The organism is Mesorhizobium sp. P3_A2 (genome assembly GCF_056403115.1).
The window spans coordinates 511,783-530,831 of record NZ_JBFUGC010000004.1 but is presented as its reverse complement, the minus strand read 5'-3'; the positions used below and the strand labels follow the sequence as shown (position 1 = coordinate 530,831).

At 63.5% G+C, this 19,049-nt stretch carries 20 protein-coding genes and 1 tRNA gene; 6 read left to right on the top strand and 15 right to left on the bottom strand.

Annotation, left to right across the window (positions count from 1 at the left end; translation table 11 throughout):
- The first annotated feature begins 151 nt into the window (after positions 1-151).
- Positions 152-228 (top strand) — tRNA-Met (locus AC1DXM_RS12960).
- On the opposite strand, the gene AC1DXM_RS12955 is transcribed toward AC1DXM_RS12960, so the two are convergent.
- Complete coding sequence (locus AC1DXM_RS12955) at positions 207-479, bottom strand: hypothetical protein (protein ID WP_477233395.1); 273 nt, start codon at positions 477-479, stop codon at positions 207-209. The two genes, AC1DXM_RS12960 and AC1DXM_RS12955, sit on opposite strands and share 22 nt — an antisense overlap.
- Positions 480-539: 60 nt before the next feature.
- Here AC1DXM_RS12955 and AC1DXM_RS12950 point away from each other — a divergent pair, with 60 nt between their 5' ends.
- Positions 540-935, top strand: a complete 396-nt coding sequence (locus tag AC1DXM_RS12950) for a RidA family protein (RefSeq protein ID WP_477233394.1) — start codon at positions 540-542, stop codon at positions 933-935.
- 466 nt (positions 936-1,401) lie between these two features.
- Here AC1DXM_RS12950 and AC1DXM_RS12945 read toward each other — a convergent pair whose 3' ends face one another.
- The 9 genes from AC1DXM_RS12945 to AC1DXM_RS12905 form a co-directional block, all read right to left on the bottom strand.
- Complete coding sequence (locus AC1DXM_RS12945; protein WP_477233393.1) at positions 1,402-2,910, bottom strand: aldehyde dehydrogenase family protein; 1,509 nt, start codon at positions 2,908-2,910, stop codon at positions 1,402-1,404.
- A gap of 20 nt (positions 2,911-2,930) precedes the next feature.
- Positions 2,931-3,275: a cupin domain-containing protein gene (locus tag AC1DXM_RS12940; protein ID WP_477233392.1), complete on the bottom strand. Its 345-nt coding sequence runs from the start codon at positions 3,273-3,275 to the stop codon at positions 2,931-2,933.
- Between the two features lie 22 nt (positions 3,276-3,297).
- The gene (locus AC1DXM_RS12935) at positions 3,298-3,639 is read right to left on the bottom strand and encodes a cupin domain-containing protein (protein WP_477233391.1); all 342 of its coding nucleotides are present in this window, start codon (positions 3,637-3,639) and stop codon (positions 3,298-3,300) included.
- A gap of 23 nt (positions 3,640-3,662) precedes the next feature.
- Entirely contained in the window at positions 3,663-4,013 is a 351-nt protein-coding gene (locus tag AC1DXM_RS12930) for a cupin domain-containing protein (RefSeq protein WP_477233390.1), read from the bottom strand.
- On the bottom strand, positions 4,010-5,284 hold the full coding sequence (locus AC1DXM_RS12925; protein ID WP_477233389.1) for a glycosyltransferase: 1,275 nt from the start codon (positions 5,282-5,284) through the stop codon (positions 4,010-4,012). The genes AC1DXM_RS12930 and AC1DXM_RS12925 overlap by 4 nt, the downstream gene beginning before the upstream one ends.
- Before the next feature lie 13 nt (positions 5,285-5,297).
- A complete protein-coding gene (locus AC1DXM_RS12920) occupies positions 5,298-6,371 on the bottom strand; it encodes an ABC transporter ATP-binding protein (protein WP_477233388.1) in 1,074 nt (357 codons plus the stop codon).
- Positions 6,368-7,162 (bottom strand): ABC transporter permease, encoded by a 795-nt coding sequence (locus AC1DXM_RS12915; RefSeq protein ID WP_477233387.1) that lies wholly within the window; start codon positions 7,160-7,162, stop codon positions 6,368-6,370. Before AC1DXM_RS12915 ends, AC1DXM_RS12920 begins: the two co-directional genes overlap by 4 nt.
- On the bottom strand, positions 7,155-7,997 hold the full coding sequence (locus tag AC1DXM_RS12910; protein ID WP_477233409.1) for an ABC transporter permease: 843 nt from the start codon (positions 7,995-7,997) through the stop codon (positions 7,155-7,157). Before AC1DXM_RS12910 ends, AC1DXM_RS12915 begins: the two co-directional genes overlap by 8 nt.
- A 93-nt stretch (positions 7,998-8,090) precedes the next feature.
- Positions 8,091-9,155, bottom strand: coding sequence for a polyamine ABC transporter substrate-binding protein (locus AC1DXM_RS12905; protein ID WP_203280456.1), 1,065 nt, complete (start codon positions 9,153-9,155; stop codon positions 8,091-8,093).
- Positions 9,156-9,390: 235 nt separating this feature from the next.
- On the opposite strand from AC1DXM_RS12905, the gene AC1DXM_RS12900 reads away from it, so the two are divergent.
- The 4 genes from AC1DXM_RS12900 to AC1DXM_RS12885 are packed head-to-tail and all read left to right on the top strand — an operon-like array spanning position 9,391 to position 14,316.
- Entirely contained in the window at positions 9,391-10,329 is a 939-nt protein-coding gene (locus AC1DXM_RS12900; protein ID WP_477233386.1) for a GntR family transcriptional regulator, read from the top strand.
- Positions 10,330-10,339: 10 nt separating this feature from the next.
- Entirely contained in the window at positions 10,340-11,623 is a 1,284-nt protein-coding gene (locus AC1DXM_RS12895) for a nucleotide disphospho-sugar-binding domain-containing protein (RefSeq protein ID WP_477233385.1), read from the top strand.
- Positions 11,624-11,629: 6 nt separating this feature from the next.
- Positions 11,630-13,012 carry a glutamine synthetase family protein gene (locus AC1DXM_RS12890; RefSeq protein WP_477233384.1) on the top strand — a complete coding sequence of 461 codons (1,383 nt, stop codon included), beginning with the start codon at positions 11,630-11,632 and terminating at the stop codon, positions 13,010-13,012.
- A gap of 2 nt (positions 13,013-13,014) precedes the next feature.
- Positions 13,015-14,316 carry an NAD(P)/FAD-dependent oxidoreductase gene (locus AC1DXM_RS12885; protein ID WP_477233383.1) on the top strand — a complete coding sequence of 434 codons (1,302 nt, stop codon included), beginning with the start codon at positions 13,015-13,017 and terminating at the stop codon, positions 14,314-14,316.
- Between the two features lie 151 nt (positions 14,317-14,467).
- Here the strand turns inward: AC1DXM_RS12885 and AC1DXM_RS12880 are convergent, their stop codons facing one another.
- From AC1DXM_RS12880 to AC1DXM_RS12860, 5 genes are all read right to left on the bottom strand, one after another.
- On the bottom strand, positions 14,468-14,632 hold the full coding sequence (locus AC1DXM_RS12880; RefSeq protein ID WP_477233382.1) for a hypothetical protein: 165 nt from the start codon (positions 14,630-14,632) through the stop codon (positions 14,468-14,470).
- Positions 14,629-15,684, bottom strand: coding sequence for an ABC transporter ATP-binding protein (locus AC1DXM_RS12875; RefSeq protein ID WP_477233381.1), 1,056 nt, complete (start codon positions 15,682-15,684; stop codon positions 14,629-14,631). Before AC1DXM_RS12875 ends, AC1DXM_RS12880 begins: the two co-directional genes overlap by 4 nt.
- 11 nt (positions 15,685-15,695) lie before the next feature.
- Positions 15,696-16,529, bottom strand: coding sequence for a carbohydrate ABC transporter permease (locus AC1DXM_RS12870; RefSeq protein ID WP_477233380.1), 834 nt, complete (start codon positions 16,527-16,529; stop codon positions 15,696-15,698).
- A gap of 10 nt (positions 16,530-16,539) precedes the next feature.
- The gene (locus AC1DXM_RS12865; protein ID WP_477233379.1) at positions 16,540-17,469 is read right to left on the bottom strand and encodes a carbohydrate ABC transporter permease; all 930 of its coding nucleotides are present in this window, start codon (positions 17,467-17,469) and stop codon (positions 16,540-16,542) included.
- 66 nt (positions 17,470-17,535) lie between these two features.
- Entirely contained in the window at positions 17,536-18,918 is a 1,383-nt protein-coding gene (locus AC1DXM_RS12860; protein ID WP_477233378.1) for an ABC transporter substrate-binding protein, read from the bottom strand.
- Positions 18,919-19,049 lie beyond the last annotated feature (131 nt).

Sequence of the window (19,049 nt, the reverse complement as noted above, 5' to 3'; positions counted from 1 at the left end):
TTTATTGATGCATGTCGTTATCCCAAAACCGCTCAACACTTTTGGGCGACATGCATCGAGGCCCGCCAAGGGACCACGGGCCGCGCAAGCGGCCCTTTCATTTGGTGAGCCATCTACCTATTTGTAGGCTTGCGCTTACATCCAATGGTGACGCGGGGTGGAGCAGCCCGGTAGCTCGTCAGGCTCATAACCTGAAGGTCACAGGTTCAAATCCTGTCCCCGCAACCAACATCAAAAAAGCCCGCCACAAGCGGGCTTTTTTGTATCCGGTCGGCCATCTGGACTGGTTCAACCACCGCCGCCTGCTTGAGCCTATCGGCAACATTCCGTCTGGCCGAAGATCCATACTGCACCACGCTCGGAGCGCATTTCGACGAGCCCGAGCGGAACAGTGCGTTGTTCAAATGCGGACCCTTGCGGTTGTTCAAGTGAGATTGTGACGGAGCGCCCGCTCCGACGGCAATGTCGTAGATCCGCAAATAAACCCTCGTGTTTTGATGTGCGAAGCAGCCCGTCAGTCATAGCAGGAGACCACTTCCATGCCGCTCGAATGCATAAATCCCAGTGATCTGCCGATTCCGGAAATGTACAGCCAGGTCGTCGTCGCGACAGGAACCAAACTGGTGTTCGTCTCGGGCCAGCAGCCGGAAGACATACACGGCAAGCTCGTTGGCCATGGCGATTTCGCAGCCCAGGCGCGCCTGGCGTTCGGGAATCTTGGTCGTGCGCTTGCTGCCGCCGGCGCTCGGCCTGAGGAAGTCTGCAAGATCACAATTTACATCGTCGATTACAAACGCGACGAACACGTGCCGATCATCGAACAGGCCCAGATCGAGCTGTTCGGGGATCACAAGCCAGCAAACGTCGTGGTCGGGATAGCTGTGATGTCTCCCGGCTACCTGATAGAGATCGATGCGATCGCGGTCATCGGCTAAGTGAGGCCGCACCAAGTCGCCAAAGCCACCCGAAACGATCTGGTCGGAGCGGCTTCATCCCTGCGGCATGACACGAATCGGCCTCGATCGCATAGCGACCATGTGGCCAGGCCAGTAAGTGGATACTTACTTTTGGTCGCCCAGATATCAGAGGGGGCAGGCACTCAGGTTGTCAGGCCCATGCGGCTGCAAACTTCGGCGATAACGGCCGGGAGACTGGCGATCAGCCGGGTGAAAGCCTGCGAGAACGAAGGTGCCGATTCATAGCCGACCGCTCGTCCGATCTCGTGCGATTGGTTTTGGCCGCGAGATTCATCCGCCATCGCGCGACATAGGCCAGCGGCGGCTCTCCAACCAGTCGCGTAAATCGCCGCGCGAATGTGGCCCGTGATTGGCTGGCAAGGCAGGTCATTCAAGGCGAGCGAGCGGCATGGCATCGGCTGACGCAAAGCCCTGCCGGATCATCTCATACGTGCTTGCGGCCGCCTGTCTCGCGGAACCAGCTGTCGGGGTAGGGGTACCACCAGTCCTGGATCGCCGGTCTGTGGTCGATGATGACCATCTTCGAGCGCCGGAAGGCGTCGAGCCCCTGGCGGCCGAGCTCGCGGCCAAGGCCTGAGGCCTTCCAGCCGCCGAAGGGCAAAGCGTCATTGTCGATCAGCGGATTGTTGACCCAGACCATGCCGGCTTCGAGCCGCTCGGCAGCCTCATGCGCTTCGGCAAGGTCTGAGGTGAACACCGAGGCGCCAAGCCCGAACGGGCTGTCATTGGCAAGCCGGATCGCCTCGTCGAAATCCCTCACGCGGCAGATTGCGGCGACCGGCCCAAAACACTCTTCGCGCACGATCGCCATATCGGGGGTGACGCCGGTCAGGATCGTCGGTTCGTAGAACCAGCCGGTATTGCGCGCTGGCGGGATGCGCCCTCCCGTCACTGCCTTGGCGCCGCTACGGATAGCATCGTCGACCAGCCGCATCACTTTCGCCCGGGCGGCCTCACTGACCAGTGGACCGATCTCGGTCTTGTCCATGCCGTTGCCGATACGCAGCGCCCGCGTCTTCTCGGCGAACAGTTCGACGAAGCGGTCGTGAACCGAGTCCACGACAAAGAAGCGTTCGGCCGAAGTGCAGACCTGGCCGGTGAGGTGGAAAGCGGCGGTGACGCTGCCGGCGGCCGCTACCTCCAGCGGGGCGTGCTGGCTGATGATCAGCGGATCGCTGCCGCCGGCCTCGATGACGCAAGGCTTCATGCGTTCGGCGCAGGCGACCGCCACTGCCTTGCCGGCAGCGACCGAGCCGGTGAAGGCCACCGCATGGGTGCGGTCGGACGTGATCAGCGCCTGCGCGGTGGCGGCTGCGCCGGGCAGGCAGGAGACAAGTCCCTCCGGCAGCGAGCGGAACACGGTCATGTAATCGAGCGTCGACAGCGTCGTCGCCTCCGCCGGCTTGATGACGCAGGCATTGCCGGCGGCAAGTGATGCCGCCACCGTCCAGCACATCAACAAGATCGGGAAATTGTAGGGCATGATGTGGACGGAGACGCCGTAGGGCTCGTAGCGTGCATACTGGAACGAGCCGGCCTGCGTCGTGCCGGCCACCTTGCCGGCATCATCACGCGCCATCTCGGCATAGTAGCGGAAGATCGGCGCACAATTGGCGATCTCGCCGATCGCTTCCGGATAAGGCTTGCCCATCTCGCGGACCATCAGTTCGGCGCAGCGTGTGAAGTCGGCCGCCTCGATGGCATTGGCGACCGCATGCAGGTGTTTTGCCCGGCTCTTGGCGTCGAGTTTTTTCCAGGCGGCCTGCGCTGTGGTCGCCGCAGTCAACGCGGCGTCGATCTCGCCATCCGTCGCGGCGGAGATGGTGCCGACGTTTTCGAGCGTCGCCGGATCGATCACCGGTTTTTTCGCGCCGGTCATCGGTCGGTAGTCCGGATTGACGAAGTACGTCGGCCGGTCAGGGGAGAAGTTCATGGACATCCTCTCAGATCCGCTCAGCGGATCATGTAGACCTTCTTGATCGTCTCATGAACGGTGCAGACGCCCTTCCAGTCCTGCGGGAAGAAAGCGGCCGTGTCCGGCTCGATCTCGATGACCTCGCCGGATTCATGGACATAGGTGCAGCGTCCCTCAAGGAAGTGGCAGAACTCGTCGCGGGTGACGCGGCAGTGCCATTTGCCAGGGGTGCAGACCCACAGGCCGCATTCGGAGCGGCCTTCCGGCCCTTTGTAGAGCAGCTTGCCCGAGGTATGGGACTCACCCTCGATCATCGTCGGGATGACGCCCCAGTCGACGAGGTCGGGAATGGCAAGCGGGGATTGCATGATGGGAGTGGTCACAGCGATTTCCTTGAAAAAGTGCTCAGCGGCACATGAAGGCCTTGGTCAGCGTATCAGTGATGATGGAGGTGCCGGTCCAGCCGGCAGGGAAGAAAACAAGCGTGCCAGCCTCGACCGGGATTTCTTCGCCATTCTCGTGGACATAGGTCCCGCGGCCCGACAGGAAATGGCAGAACTCATCGGCGGCGAAGGTCACCTTGCGGCTGCCCGGCGTGCACGACCACAGGCCGCATTCGCTCGAGCCGTCCGGGTTCTGCGACAGGATCCTGCCCGAAGCGCGCGGCGCGCCGGCCAGCGTGTTGCTGCCCGCGCCCCAGTCCTCCAGTTCCACGGTCGAGGCCTGCGGCCAATGCGGTGTCGGCATGTCGTGCTCCCTGCTTAGTGTGCTCAGGCCAGCATGTAGACGTTGCGCATGGTCTCATGGACGGTGCATTCGCCTGTCCAGCCGGCAGGAAACATGACCACGGTCCCGGCCGCGACTTCTATCACTTCGCCGACATCCGAGCGGTAGGTCGCGCGGCCGGTGACGAAATGGCACAATTCATCGCGCGGGATCGAGAGGCGCCATTGGCCTGGGGTGCACACCCAGATACCGGATTCGGGCTGGTTGTTCGGGCCCTTGTGGACCAGCCTGCCGGTCGAGTGCGAAGCGCCGTCCAGCGCATCCGGCTGGACGCCCCAGTCGACGAGGTCAGTGCGAGTGGAGGCTTGGTAGAGGTGCGGGGCAGACGAGGTCACAGCAGAGCCTCCAGCAAGCCGGCAGCCCTCTCCGGGCCGTTCTGCGCCTGCATCTGCGCCGAGGTCTTCGCCAGCTTGGCCTTCATCTTCGGGTCGGTCAGGCAGGTTTCGATCTTGCTGATCAGCTGGGCATCGCTCCAGTCGTAGCGCGGCATGCCGAAGCCGTGGCCGGTTTCCTGGACCCTTGTGGCGTTGTCGTGCCCGTCCCAGACATAAGGCATGATGATGGCCGGCTTGCCGAAATAGAGGCACTCGGTGAACGAGTTGTTGCCGCCATGGTGGATGACCGCATCGACCTGCGGGATGACAGAAGGCTGCGGGAACCAGCTGTCGACGATGACGTTGCCGGGCACGTCCGTGTACTGGTCCTTGTAGCCGCCGACATTGACCAGTGCGCGGTAGCGGGTCTTGCCCAGCGTCGCGATGATGCGTTTCAGCAAATCGACATCGCCGGCGCCCAGGCTGCCGAACGAGACATAGAGCAGCGGGCCGTCATTGTTCTCGGCGAAGGTCGGTACCGTGTAGGGTTTCTCCCGCCGCACGCAGCCTTCGAGATACTGGAATTTTTTGGGGTCGAGCGGATGGCGGCGCTTGAACTTCGCCGCTTCGGGATAAAGCAGCAAATTGAGAAAGGGCGAGGCCTCGAAGAACTGGCCGATCGGATAGGGCGCCTCATTGTTGGCGGTGAGGAAGGCGTTGAAGCCGTCATGGATCGGCTTGATCACCGCGTTGAAGTGATCGCGGTAGCGCTGGTGGCCGACATGGTCGTTCTCGCCGCAGCCCGACAAATGCGGCGGGATGTCCTCATCCTCGATCTCGTTTTCCGAGCAGGAGATGACGCGCACCCACGGCTTGCCATACTGCTTGATCGCCGGGAACAGGATGACGTTGTCGACGCAGATCACGTCCGGCTTGATGGCGGCCAGCACGCGCGGCAGATCCTTCTGCGCCCACTTTGCGCTGTCGACGATCGCGGTCCAGCAATCCTTCACATAATTGTCGACCTGATCGTAGGGCGATTTGCGGAAGTTCGGGATGTGGCCGTTGATGAAGTCTTCCCAGAACTTCGCCATCTGCTCGGGCGGCATCGGCTCGGACAGGTTTACCGGATGCGCCTCGAAACCATAGCCCTTGTAGACATCGACAAAGCCGGGGTCGGACAGGAACACAGCCTTGTGGCCGCGCGCCTCAACCGCCTGGGCGATGCCGACGGAATTGAGCGCCGGGCCGTAGGCGGCCTCCGGAAAAAACGCGATCGTCTTCTGCGCCATCAGGCTTCTCCTCTCATTCCTCAAAAATTCTGACATCGGCGGCATCCCAGCCGAGCTCGATCTGGTCGCCCGACGAGACCGGCCGACGGTCGGCTGCATCGGCGGTGACGCGCACCAGGAAGGGTTTCGGCGACAGCGGCGTGCGGATATGCAGCTGCAGGTCGAGCCCGTGATAGGCCAGCGCCTCCACCGTACCGGTGGTGCGGTTCGCGGTCTCGGGTGATGGGAACAGCCGGATGCGTTCGGGCCGCACGGAGGCGACGGCGGCAGCGCTGGGCGAAAGCGCGGTGGGAACCTTGCCGGCTATGCGCGCGCCGTTCGCCGCTATCACGCCATCAGCTGATACCTTGCCCGGCACGAAATTCATCACGCCGATGAAGTCGGCAACGAAGCGATCGGCGGGATGCTCGTAGATGGCGTGCGGCGTATCACATTGCAGCAGCCTGCCGTCCTTCAGCACCGCCATGCGGTCGGCCATGACCAGCGATTCCTCCTGGTCATGGGTGACGATGACGAAGGTGATGCCGACCTCGTGCTGCAGGCGCTTCAGCTCCAGCTGCATGGCACCGCGCAGTTTCTTGTCGAGGGCGCCAAGCGGCTCGTCGAGCAGCAGCAACCGCGGCCGCTTGACCAGCGCGCGGGCGAGCGCGACGCGCTGCTTCTGCCCGCCGGACAATTGCTCCGGTTTGCGGTCGGCGAACGGGACGAGTTCGGTGGTGGCCAGGATGGCGTCGACGCGGGAGCGGATTTCCGCTGACGGCAAACGCTCCATCTCCAGCCCATAGGAGACGTTGGCGCGCACGCTCATATGCGGGAACAGCGCGTAGGACTGGAACATCAGATTGACCGGCCGCTTGTTGGGCGGGATCCGGGCGATGTCCTTGCCATCGAGCAGGATGCGGCCATCGCTGGGCGTCTCGAAGCCGGCCAACATGCGCAACAGTGTGGTCTTGCCGCAGCCGGAGGGCCCGAGCAGCGCGAAGAACTCGTTCTCCCTGATGTCGAGCGAAATGCCGTCGACGGCGGTGACCCGGCCGAAATTCTTCGACACCTGATCGATGGCCAGCAGCGTGCGCGGTTCGCTCATTGGCCGATGATCCCACGGTTGAGCCGCTGCGACAGGGTGAGCGCGGTGATCGAAACCGCCATGACGATGGTCGCCAGCGCGTTGATCTCTGGTGTGATGCCGAAGCGGATCATGGCGTAGATATGCATCGGCAGCGTGGTCGAGGCGCGGCCGGCGCCGGCGGTGAAGAAGGCGATGATGAACTCGTCGACCGACAGCGTGAAGGCAAGCAGCGCACCGGCGATCACCGCCGGCAGGATCACCGGCAAGGTCACTCGCCGGAAGGTGGTGATGGCGGAGGCGCCGAGATCGGCGGAGGCCTCGACGATCGACCAGTCGAAACTCTTCAGCCGGGCACGCACCACAGAGCAGACGAAGGCGAGGTTGAAGACGACATGGGCGAGGATGATGGTGTGCAGGCCCATGGTCAGGTTCAGCATGGAGAAGAACGACAGCAGCGCGATCGCCAGCACGATGTCGGGAATGATCATCGGCGCGAAGATCAGCGCCTCCAGGCCCTTGCCGTATTGCCGGCGCATCTCGACGCCGATCGCCAGCAGCGTGCCGAGCAGTGTGGCGATGGCCGTCGAGACCAGCGCGACGACCAGCGTGTTGAGCGCGGCGGACAGGATCGCGGCATTGCCGGCCAGCGAGGCATACCATTTCAGCGAAAAGCCCGACCATGCTGTCGGCAAGCCGCCTTCGTTGAAGGACAGCGCTACCAGCACTGCGATCGGGATGTAGAGGAAGGCGAAGACCAGACTCAGCACGAACCAGAGCGTGCGCCGCGTGGCAGGGGAGCGCTCAGCCATCGGCGTCACCCTTAGCCTCAGCTGCCCGCCCTGCGGCGCGGTCGGCGGCCAGCGCATGCGCCATCAGAACCAGCAGCATGATGGCGATCAGCGCCATGGCCAGCGCCGCGCCGAACGGCCAGTCATTGGCGGTCAGGAACTGGTCGTAGACGAGGTTGCCGATCATCTGGAAGCGGCCGCCGCCAAGCAGCGCCGGGGTGACGAAATTGCCGATCGACAGGACGAAGACGAAGACCGCACCGGCAGCGATGCCCGGCACGGTGAGCGGCAGGATGACACGGCGAAATGTCGTGGCTGCCGAAGCACCGAGATCACGCGAGGCTTCGGCCAGCTCCGGGTTGAGGCGCGACAGCGGCGCGTAGCAGGCGAGGATGACGAAGGGCAGATAGTTGTAGACCAGGCCGGCGATGACTGCGCCTTCGGCGTAGAGCATCGACGGCGGCTCGCCTGTGTAACCGAACCAGCGCAAGAGCTGCGTGATCAGCCCTTCGCGGTTGAGCAGCACGATCCAGGCATAGGTGCGGATCAGATAGTTGGACCAGAACGGCAGCACGGCGAAGAACAGGAACACCGGCTGCCACCGGCGCGGCGCGGCCGCGATGGCGTAGGCGGCGGCATAGCCGATCACCACGGCAATCAGCGTCGCGGTGCCGGCAATGCGCGCGGACTTCAGGAATATCCCGGCGTAGAGCGGGTCGAAGACCAGCCCGAAATTCTCCAGCGTGAAGGTGTAGTCGATGCCGCCATAGATGCCGCGCCGGAAGAAGGCGAGCGCCAGCACCAATGCGCATGGAACCACCATCAGCACAGTCAGCCAGACCAGCGCCGGGGCCATCAGCAGGGAGGAGCGAATTCGGATCTGGGACAATTCTCGGATACCGCTCAGGGCCGGCGACAGAAGCGCCGCCGGCCGTGATGTCTGCGCCGCTTACTGCGCGGCCTTGATCTCGCTGACGATCTTGGAATAGTCGCGCTGGGCTTCGCCGACGTCACGCAGCTGTTCGAACTTGACGAGGTCGGCCACCGGCATCGCCATGTTGGGGAATTTGGCCAGGAAATCGGCCGGCAGGCTTTCCATCGCCGGCTTGTTCGGCACCTTGTAATCGATGTTCTGCGCCGCCCAGGCATGGTTCTTGGCGTCGAGCATGAAGTTGATGAACTTGAAGGCGTCGTCCTTGTGTTCGGACGCCTTCATCACCACCATCGTGTCGACCCACAGGTCCGAACCTTCCTTGGGGATGACGTATTTGATCTCGGGCTTGTCGGCGATGCCGTAATTGCACCAGCCGTCCCAGGCCTGCACCATCAACGCCTCGCCGGAAACCAGCTTGGAGTAGAAGGTGGTGTCGTCATAGGCGAGCAGGGTTTTCTTTGCCGAGATCAAGAGATCCTTGACCTCGGCCATCTTAGCCGGGTCGGTCTCGTTGACCGAATAGCCCTTGTCGAGCTGCCCGGCTGCCAGCAACCAGCGGTCGGTCGCCAGCATGGTGGTCTTGCCCTTCAACTCGTCGGAGGGCGCGAGCAGGTCGCTCCAGCTTGTGGGCGCCGTCTTGACCAGATCCGAGCGGTAGCAGAGGCCCGTCGTGCCCCAGGTGTAGGGAACCGAGAAAGCGTTGCCGACATCGTGCGGCAGCTTGGTCGCCTCCGGATAGAGGTTGGCGAGGTTAGGGATCTTGGCGTGGTCCACCGGCTCGGTCAGGCCGAGTTTGTTCAGCACTTCGGCGAAGGGCGAGGAGACGAAGACCACGTCATAGCCCTTGCCGCCGGCGGCGATGAGCTTGCCCATGATCTCTTCATTGGTGGCGTGCACCACGACCTCGCCGGAAACCCCGGTCGCGGTCTTGAAGGCGGCCATGGCGTCGGGCGCCATGTAGCCGTCCCAGTTGGAAATGACGAGGTCGGCGGCGGCGGCCGGCGCCGACAGCGCCAGAGCAAGGCCGAGAGCGATTGAAGATATTTTGAGCGCACGGCGCCGCAGGCTGGTAGCGGTCATGGCAAACTCCCATTCGGTTTGATCGTCGAATTCATTCGCCGGACCAAGGCCGGCGACCCGTGCCGCTGGCTCGATCCTGTTCCCTCGGTCTTTTCTCGCCGATTGTGCTGACAGTACTATTGCAGAAAAAAGTACGTCAATCCATAATTTGCCAACCGACCGAGGAATCTGGCCACTGCGTCCGTTCCGGCGATCGGCCAAACCAATGCGTCACTTCCGTCCGCCGAGACCAGTCATGCAAGCCGCAGCCCGACGACCTCGCACCAACCATCTCGATCTGGCGCAGCGCATCCTCGATGTCGCGCGCCAGCGCGGCTTCGAGCCCGGCGCCCGCCTGCCCGAGCAGCAGATCGCCTCGCTGTGCAATGTCTCGCGCACACCGGTGCGTGCCGCACTCAGCCTGCTCGCAGAGCGGGGCGTCGTGCGCTGGGAGGCCGATTCCGGTTATCATCTTGCGGTCGACCTCGCTGCGCAGCCGGCCATTGCCGCCGAGCTTCCCAGTGCTGAGGAAGACGAGCTTGCCGAAGCGATCCTGCGCGATCGCTCGGCGCGAAGGCTGGACCAGACGGTGACCGTCGCAGGGCTGATGCGACGCTACGATGCCGATCGCAAGACGGTACTAAAAGCGCTGAATAAACTGACGGACGAGAATCTGCTCGACCGTGCGCCCGGCCAGTCCTGGCTGTTTCGACGCACGCCGGACGATCCGGAGGCGCAAGGTGAAAGCTATGAATTCCGCTTGCTGTTGGAGCCCGCGGCGATCCTGGCGCCTGGCTTCCGGCTGGATGGTGCGCGGGCCGCGGCGTTGCGCCAGGGCATGGAAGCGCTCTCGGCATTGCCGGACGCGACCTTGGACACGCGCGAGTTCCAGCGGCTGGACATGGATTTCCACAGCATGATCGCCGAGGGCTGCGCCAACCGCTTTGTGTCGGATGCGCTGGCCGATCATCTGCGCCTGCGCCGGCTGCCGGGCATCTATGCCGGCGTCAACGTCTTCCGGCTGCGGCAATCGCTGCGCGAACACTTAGGCATACTCGACTATCTTGAAAGCCGGCAGTATGAGGTGGCTGCCGATCTGCTTCGCATCCACCTGCGGCTCTCCCGCAGCCAGCGACCGCAAGCGGCCAGCCGCGGGGCTCCCGCACTGTTCGGCATGATCGGCCGGCCGGACTGAAGAGGAATAATTGACGCGTAAAGCCAGCCCGACCATCGCGCTGTTTCCCGAAGCCAGTTTCGGCGCCGCGTTGAATTGCGTCGGTATCGCACAGGCATTGCGTGCCAAGGGCGCTCGCCCCGTCTTCATCTGCCATGCCGGTTTTTCCGGTGTCTTTGCCGACTACGGGTTCCAGGAATATCAGCTGCCGACTGACGAGCCGCTGAGCGACAGCGAGCGCCAGAGCTATTGGCAGGCATTCGTGCGCCGGCATTTGCCGCATTTCCGGCTGAGCCCGATCGACCAGCTCGAAACCTATGTCGCGCCGACCTGGCAAGCGATCGTCGACACCGCGGTCAATGCCGAGGCGCCGCTGCGCCAATTGCTGTCGCGGCTGAAGCCGGATGCCGTGGTGCTCGACAATGTCATCATGTTCCCGGCGATTGCTGCCGCCGGTTGCCCGTGGGTGCGTGTCGTCTCCTGCGCCGAGACGGAACTGCCTGATGCCGAAGTGCCGCCTTACCTCTCCGGGATGGCTGCCGATGACCCGCAACGCGAGGCGTTCGAGGCGCGCTACCTTTCGGCCGCCGCGCCGGCACATGACCGCTTCAATCGTTTTCGCGCGGATTCCGGTCTGGCGCCTTTGCCTAAGGGCCTGTTCCTCGAGACGTCACCCGACCTCAATCTGCTGCTGACGCCGACGATCGTGCGGCGTGAGCGCGCCGAGCCGCTCGACCCCGCCCGCTTCGTCTATCTCGAAGGCTGCGTCCGGTCGGAAGGGCCGTTCGAGGTGCCGGTGTTCCCACGCAATGGCGGGCCGCTGGTCTATGTCAGCTTCGGCAGTCTCGGCGCCATGGATGTCGGGCTGATCGAGCGGATGCTCGCCGTCTTCGACAGGCTGCCGGCGCGCTTCATCGTCAATGTCGGTGGCCTGCGCGACGCCTATCGTGCGGTGCCGGACAATGTCTATCTCGACGCCTGGTTTCCGCAGCCTTCGGTGGTGGCGAAGTCGGACCTGTTCATCCATCACGGCGGCAACAACAGCTTTTGCGAGGCGCTGCGCTTCGGCGTGCCGTCGCTGATCATGCCCTATTGCTGGGACGGACATGACAATGCGCAACGCGCGGGAGAGACGGGCGTTGGCGACCATATCGGCCGCGACGCCTGGACCGAAGGGGGATTGGAGAGAGCCATTCTCGGCCTGCTGGCCGACGATGTGATGCGCGCCCGCCTCAGGGAGAATGCAGCCCGGATGGCGCTGACCCCTGGAACGGATGTGGCCGCGCAAGCCATACTCTCTCTCATAGGTACGTGAACCAAAATGCAGGACAAAAATACCAACACCACTCTCTTCACCAGCAACGATCCCAAGAGCTGGCTCGCCCAGCACGGCATCACCGAAGTCGAATGCCTGGTGCCCGATATGAACGGCGTGCTGCGCGGCAAGGCGCTGCCGACTGCGAAGTTTCTCAAGGCGCTGGAAGACCGCGCGCTTTATCTGCCGAGCAGCGCTTTCCTGGTCAGCATCGATGGCCGCTATTCCGGCTCGATCGATGAAGGCTTTGCCTATCAGGATCCGGATATGCGCATGGTGCCTGACGTCTCGACGCTGTGCCTGGCGCCAGGCGGCGGCGCCGGCAAAGCCTATGTCTTCGCCGACGCCTTCCACATGGACGGCAGACCATGGATGGCCTCGCCGCGGCACGTGCTGCGAGCCGTGCTCGATCTCTATCGCCAGCGCGGCTGGCGCGCGGTGGTGGCGCCGGAGGTCGAATTCTATCTGACCGCGCCCAATCCCAATCCCGACCAGCCGCTGACCGCACCGGTCGGCGCCAACGGCCGCGCCGAAGGCTCACAGCATCCCTATGACATGGTGGCGCTGGAAGAATTCGAGCCGGTGGTCCGGCGCGTCTACGACTATGCCGCGGCCGCCGGCCTGCCCCTCGACACGCTGATCCATGAGTCCGGCACGGCGCAGCTGGAGATCAACCTGCTGCATGGTGATGCGGTGCCGCTCGCCGACCAGGTGCTGCTGTTCAAGAGGCTGACACGCCAGGCCGCGCAACAGAGCGGCATGCATGCCACCTTCATGGCCAAGCCGATCGCCGCGCAAGCCGGCAGCTCGATGCATTTGCACATGTCTGTCGTCGACGAGAAGACCGGCGCGGCGCTGTTTGCCAGCGCTGATGATGCCGACACCGAAATGTTCGACCATTTCATCGGCGGCCTGCAGAAATACGTGCCTGAGATCATGCCGCTGTTTGCGCCGAACGTGAATTCGTTCCGCCGCATCCGGCCAAACCACAGCGCGCCGGCCAACATCGAATGGTCGCATGACAACCGCTCCTGCGGCCTGCGCGTGCCGGCCGGTGGTCGCGCCTCAAGACGGGTTGAGAACCGGTTGCCGGGTGCGGATTGCAATCCCTATCTGGCGATCGCCGGCTCGCTGCTCGCCGGCTATCTCGGCGTCGAGCAGAAGTTGGCGCGCTCGGCCGAAGCATCGGGCAATGCCTACAAGATCAAAAGCACGCTGCCGAAGACCATGGAGGAGGCGCTTGATCGCTTCACCGCTTGCGAGCCGGTGCGGGCATTGCTCGGCGAGGATTTCTTCCAGACCTATCTGCGCGTCAAGAGCGTTGAACTCGACCTGTTCCAGAGCGTGGTGACGAGCTGGGAACGCGATCATTTGTTGCTGAAGGTGTGATCATGGCCTCCAGCTCAACGGGTTTCAATTCCGGTCTCGATATCGGCAAATCCTACTATGTCGCCACCGCCAATCCGGCGCCGGACCATCCGGCGCTGGTGGGAGACGTCGACGCCGATTTGGTGGTGGTCGGCGGCGGCTGCACGGGCCTGTCGGCCGCCCTTCATGCCGCCGAACGCGGCCTGAAGGTGGTTTTGCTTGAGGGCGGCAAGATCGGCTGGGGTGCATCGGGCCGCAATGGCGGCCAGATGATCCCCGGTCTGCGCAAGGGCGCCAAGGGGCTGGTCAAGCTCTACGGCCCCGAGCGGGCGAAGGCGCTGTTCGACCTTGCCTTCGAAGCGCGCGGCCTGGTGCTCGACATCATCGAGCGCCATACCATCGATTGCGACCTGAGACTCACCGGTCATCTGGTCGGCGCGGTCAACGGCTCCGATCTCAGAGATCTCGAAGACGAGGCCAAATGCCTCGAAAGCGTGATGAAGTTTCGTGACGTCGAGATCCTGTCGGCGGCGGAAGCGCGGGCCAAGGTCGACGCGCCGTACCACGGGGCCATGTATGAGCCGCTTGGCGGCCACATGCATCCGCTGAACTACACGCTCGGCCTTGCCCGTGCAGCCGTGGCCGCCGGCGCCACCATCCATGAGAACTCGGTGGCGGTGAAGCTGGAGCGCGAGCCTTCGATCCGGGTCTCGACATCGAAGGGCTCGGTGCGGGCCAAACATGTCGTCTTGGCCGGCGATGCGTTGCTGCACGGGCTGGAGCCGCGCGTCAACAGTCGCATCATGCCGGTCGGCAACTACATCGTCGCCACCGAGCCGCTGGAGGGCAAGCGCAACGTCATCCCGGCCAATGTCGCGGTGTCCGACACACGCTTCGTCGTCAACTACTACCGCATGTCGGCGGACGGTCGGCTGCTGTTCGGCGGCGGCGAGCGCTACACCCCGTCGCCGCCGGCCGACATTGCCGGCTTCGTGCGGCCGCATATGGAAGCTACCTTCCCGCAACTGAAGGGTTGCCGCATCGACCATGCCTGGGGCGGGCTGGTGTCGGTGACGACATCCCGGCTGCCGCATGTCGGGCACTATGGCGAGGTCTATTTCGCACATGGCTATTCCGGCAAGGGCGTGATCCTGTCGACGCTGTCGGGCAAGCTGCTGGCCGAAGCGATCACGGGCGACGCCGCACGACTCGACCTGTTCTCGACGCTGACGCCGATGCCGTTCCCGGGCGGTACGGCGCTGCGTGGTCCGCTCTATGTGCTGGGCATGTTGTGGTACGCCATGCGCGACCGCATCAAGCACTGAGATTGCGGCTGGCGGGCGAGGATCATCGGGGACGATTGCATGCGTGTTTTCCAGTTCCCCGGCCGCTCGCCGGTTCGCGCCACGGAAGCGATGGCGGCGACATCGCATCCGCGCAAGGACGGCTGCGCGCTCGCCTACTCTCGACGCGGATTCAGAACCAGATCAGCCAGACGAGTTGCAGGATGACCAGTGCGATGGCGTCCCAGAAGATGAGCTCGCCGGTCGAGAACCAGCGCCTCGACTTGTTGAAAACATAGAACAGCCGCCAGACCAGCGCTGCGGCGGCCGGCGGCACCAGAGCGAGCAGCGTGCTCACGGCAGCCGTGCTCCCGACACGGCATCGAACGTGTGCAGCGCTGCTGGTGGGAAGCGCAGGTGCAGCGGTTGGCCGGGGTCGTAGGCGCGATCGTCATTCACTGTCCTGACGATCAGCGCGTTTGCCTCGCTCTTGGCGAAGATCAGCACATCCGGCTCGACCGGTTCGACGACGTCGACGGCGAAACGGATCGCGTCGCTTGCAGAGGCGTCGACGAGCTGGATCTGCTCGGGGCGGATGCCGAGCACGATGGGACCGTCAGGCTTTCCCGGCAGCGGGCAGGTAAAGCCGCTGGCGTGGAAGACGCCGTTGCGGATATCGCCGTCGAACGTGTTCATCGCCGGACGGCCGATGAATTCGGCAATGAAGCGGTTGGCCGGCCGGCGGTAGATCTCGCGCGGATCGTCATACTGGATCAGCGCGCCTTCGCGCAGCACCGCGACCCTGGTCGCCAGCGTCATCGCCTCTTCCTGATCGTGGGTGACGAAGACGAAGGTCTTCTTGAGCTCGCGATGCAGGCGCTTCAGCTCGGTGCGCATATGCAGGCGCAGCAAGGCGTCGAGATTGGACAGCGGCTCGTCCATCAGGCACAGGCTCGGCTGCCAGACCAGGGCGCGGGCGACCGCTACGCGCTGCGCCTGGCCGCCCGACAATTGCGAGGGCCGGCGGTCGAGATAGCGGGTGATTTCGAGCAACCCGGCCATGGCGCGCACGCAGCGGTCGAGTTCGGCGGCCGGCATTTTCCGGATGCGCAAGGGATAGGCGATGTTCTCGTAGACGCTCTTGTGGCTGTAAAGCGCGTAGTTCTGGAACACCATGCCCATACCGCGCAGGCGAGGCGGCAGATCGGTGACATCGCGACCCTCGACTAGGATGCGGCCGGCGGTGGGACGTTCGAGGCCGGCAAGCAGCCGGCAGGCTGTCGTCTTGCCGGAACCCGAAGGGCCGAGAAGGACGAGGAATTCGCCGGGCTCGAAAGCAAGGTCGAGCGCCTGCAGCGCCACCGTTCCGTCCGGGAAGGCCTTGGTGACGCCGTCGAAAACAATCGCCATGCAAGATCCCTTCAACCCTTGACCGCGCCGAAGGTGAGGCCACGGACGAGCTGTTTCTGGACAAGGAACGTGAAAAGCACGATCGGCAGCGTCGCCACGATGGCGACCGCCGCAACCTGTCCCCACAGCGTGCCGTGCGGCGTCACCAGCCCGGGTATGCCGACGGTCAGCGGCCGCCCGCCGAAGGCGACGAGGATGAAGGCATAGAGGAACTCGTTCCACGACAGGATGAAGCAGAGCACGGCGGTGGCGCCGATGCCGGGCGCGGCGAGCGGTGCGACGACGAAGAGGAAGGCGCCGAGCCGTGAGCGGCCGTCCATCATCGCCGCCTCGTCAATCTCCCTGGGGATTTCGGCGAAGAAGCCGCGCATCATCCAGACGACGAGCGACAGGTTGAAGGAGGTGTGGGCGATGACCACGGCGTAGATGGTGTCGATCAGGCCAAGCGAGGTGAAGAACAGGAACAGCGGCACGGCAATCGAGATCGGCGGCGCCATGCGGGTGGTCAGGAAGAAGAAGAACAGGTCTTCCTTGCCCGGAAAATCCGAACGGGCAAAGCCATAGGCGGCCGGCGCGCCGATGAGGATGCAGAGCACAGTCGAGGACGCCGAGATCAGTACCGAATTGATCGCCAGCGGCCAGTATTCCTTGTCGATGAAGACGGCTGGATAGTTGGAGAGCGTCGGCGTGAAGCTCCATTTCGGCACCGACGACAACAGGTCGACGCGGTTCTTGAACGAGGCCAGCACCATCCAGACGTAAGGCGTCAAGGCGACCACGACGGCGACCAGCAGTACCGCCCAGGCAAAGCTTTTCCAGGCGCGGTTTGTGGATTGGTCGATCATCGCCGCGCCCTCAAAACGCGGCCACTGGCTTGCGGCTCGACCAGTAGACGGCCTTGTAGAAGACCGAGCACAGGATCAGCACCACAAGATAGATCATGAAGGCGACCGCGGCGCCGTAGCCGAGATCCCAGTTGCGGAAATTGACGCGGTAGGCGTAGATCGAGACCAGCTCTGTCAGTGTTCCCGGACCGCCGCCGGTCATCAAAAACACCTTGTCGAATTCCTTGAAGGCGTCGATGCCGCGCAAGAGCAGCACCAGCGCGATGACGGGTCTGAGCAGTGGCAGCATGACGTCGCGAAAGATCTGGAACGGGTTGGCGCCGTCCATCATCGCGGCCTCGAACGGCGCGCGGGGCAGGCTCATCATGCCGGCCAGCATGATCAGGGTGACGAAAGGCGTCCACTGCCAGACATCGATGGCGATGATGGTCGGAAAGACCAGATCGGGTGCCGAAAGCACGGCAGCATTCTGCGCCAGCAGGCCGACCTTGCGCATGTAGAAGGTGAGCATGCCGAAATCGCCCTGCAAAAGCAGGCGCCAGATCAGCCCGACGGCGACCGGCGCGATCATCATCGGGATGAGCAACAGCGTGGTCAAAAGCCGCTGGCTGGCGACGAAGCGGAAGATCAGGAAGGCGAGCGCAAAGCCGAGCAGGAATTCGAGGCCCACGGCGATGACGACGAATTTCAGCGTCAGCAGGAACGATGCCCAGAAGAACGGATCGTTGCGCATCAGCTTGCGGAAATTGTCAAAGCCGACAAAGGCGCCGGCGTGGCTGGCATCGGCAAAGCTGAGGTCGGTCAGCGCGGTATAGACCATGTAGTAGAACGGACCGACCAGGAAGATGACGACAAGCAGCGTCGCCGGCAGCATCAGCAGCGGTCCTACCCCACGGTCGAGAAGCGGCATTCCGCGCGGCGATGGAGTGCGGTTCGTCACGGGCGTTTCCTGCGGACAAGAACGGCTACCCGCTTGTGCGGGTAGCCTCTGCGCGACATTTGAGACCTATCGTGCCGGATAGGTCATGGGTGCGCAAGAACCGAGCAATGTCGAGATGTCGGTGGCGGCGGTGTCGAGGGCAGCCTGCGCTTCCTTCTCGCCGGCGAGGTAGGACGACAGCTCTCGCACCAGTATGTCGGTCATCTCGGCCGATTGCGGCAGCGTCGCCTTCGGCACCGCATGCTCGTTGGCCTCCATCGAGGCCTTGGCGTAGGGCAGTTTCTGCACCTCCGCCGAGGCATAGACATCGGGCCGGCCCGAGGCGCCGCCATTGAGATGCTGTTCGAGCTGGCGATCATAGCCCATCATCCACTGGACGAAGAGGAAGGCCGCCTGCTGGTTCTTCGAATAGACGGGGATCAGGTAGGTCCAGCCCTCGACCTGGCCGATCTTGCCGCCTTCGCCTTGCGGCACGAGGTCGAAGCCGACCTTGCCGACGACGGTGGAGGCGGTGGTGTCGACCGACACGGCATAGTTGGCGTCGTTCCACATGATCAGCTCGGCGACCTTGGCCTGCTGCATCAGCGCCATGACGTCGTCCCAGAAGTAGTTGAGGCTGTCCGGCGGCGAGAATTGCAACAGGCTCTTGTAGTATTCGAGCGAGGCGACGGCCTTGGGGCTGTTGACGATGACCGGGCCGCAGGCCGAGCCGCTCTTCACGTCGAGCACGTCGCCGCCGAAGGAATAGAGGAAGTTGAGCCACTCATACCACAGCGCCTCGTGACGCTTGCCCTGCAGGGCGGTGCCGTAAAAGCCCTGGTCGGGACGGTAGAACCATTCAGCGATGTCGCGATACTGCTTCCAGTCCTTGGCGGGAGCGAGGTCGTAGCCATACTTGGCCTTGAAGCCTGCCTGCTCCTTGGGGTCGGCGAGCAGGTCCGAGCGATACCACATGAACATATTGAGCACGGTGAAGGGGAAGCCGTACTCCTTGCCATCATACCAGGAGATTTCGTGCCAGGCGGTCTGGTAGAGCTGCTTTTCCGGCTCGAAGGTCGGATCGCGCAAAGCCGGATCGGCCATCATCTTGGCGATTTCGACCAGATGGTTGTTGGTGGCGAACTTGCCGAGTTCGCGATGCGGCTGGATGATGACGTCGTAGCGGCCGCGGTGCGAATTGAGATCGAGCTGCACCTTGTTAACGGCTTCGGAATGCTCGTACATCTCGACTTCGACATGGATGCCGGTCTGCTTTTCAAACTCCGGCGCCATCTTCTTCAACGCTTCGAGCGGCGGCAGCGCCTCGCCGACCATGCGGATGGTTTGGCCGCTATAAGGCTTCGACGCCTCTTTCAGATCCCACGCGGCCGCTTGTGTGATTTGCCACATAAGGGCGGCGAGAACGAGGAGTCCGGATGCGGTACTCCCACGTATCAGCGGCTTGAGCATTCTTCCCTCTCCCTAGAAGTCGTGCCTGGCGGGCCGGCGCCCGTTCTGTCATAAAATGTGTGGCACTGCAAATTAAAATGTGGCACCTTGCAACAAATGGCTGGGAGATGTTAACAGACCGGCAGTAACCC

Coding starts and splice junctions, on each gene's coding strand:
- AC1DXM_RS12935 (WP_477233391.1), bottom strand. CDS start 3,639: ATGCCGACACCGCATTGGCCGCAGGCCTCGACCGTGGAACTGGAGGAC.
- AC1DXM_RS12860 (WP_477233378.1), bottom strand. CDS start 18,918: ATGCTCAAGCCGCTGATACGTGGGAGTACCGCATCCGGACTCCTCGTT.
- AC1DXM_RS12905 (WP_203280456.1), bottom strand. CDS start 9,155: ATGACCGCTACCAGCCTGCGGCGCCGTGCGCTCAAAATATCTTCAATC.
- AC1DXM_RS12900 (WP_477233386.1), top strand. CDS start 9,391: ATGCAAGCCGCAGCCCGACGACCTCGCACCAACCATCTCGATCTGGCG.
- AC1DXM_RS12870 (WP_477233380.1), bottom strand. CDS start 16,529: ATGATCGACCAATCCACAAACCGCGCCTGGAAAAGCTTTGCCTGGGCG.
- AC1DXM_RS12910 (WP_477233409.1), bottom strand. CDS start 7,997: ATGGCCCCGGCGCTGGTCTGGCTGACTGTGCTGATGGTGGTTCCATGC.
- AC1DXM_RS12925 (WP_477233389.1), bottom strand. CDS start 5,284: ATGGCGCAGAAGACGATCGCGTTTTTTCCGGAGGCCGCCTACGGCCCG.
- AC1DXM_RS12885 (WP_477233383.1), top strand. CDS start 13,015: ATGGCCTCCAGCTCAACGGGTTTCAATTCCGGTCTCGATATCGGCAAA.
- AC1DXM_RS12920 (WP_477233388.1), bottom strand. CDS start 6,371: ATGAGCGAACCGCGCACGCTGCTGGCCATCGATCAGGTGTCGAAGAAT.
- AC1DXM_RS12950 (WP_477233394.1), top strand. CDS start 540: ATGCCGCTCGAATGCATAAATCCCAGTGATCTGCCGATTCCGGAAATG.
- AC1DXM_RS12915 (WP_477233387.1), bottom strand. CDS start 7,162: ATGGCTGAGCGCTCCCCTGCCACGCGGCGCACGCTCTGGTTCGTGCTG.
- AC1DXM_RS12890 (WP_477233384.1), top strand. CDS start 11,630: ATGCAGGACAAAAATACCAACACCACTCTCTTCACCAGCAACGATCCC.
- AC1DXM_RS12945 (WP_477233393.1), bottom strand. CDS start 2,910: ATGAACTTCTCCCCTGACCGGCCGACGTACTTCGTCAATCCGGACTAC.
- AC1DXM_RS12875 (WP_477233381.1), bottom strand. CDS start 15,684: ATGGCGATTGTTTTCGACGGCGTCACCAAGGCCTTCCCGGACGGAACG.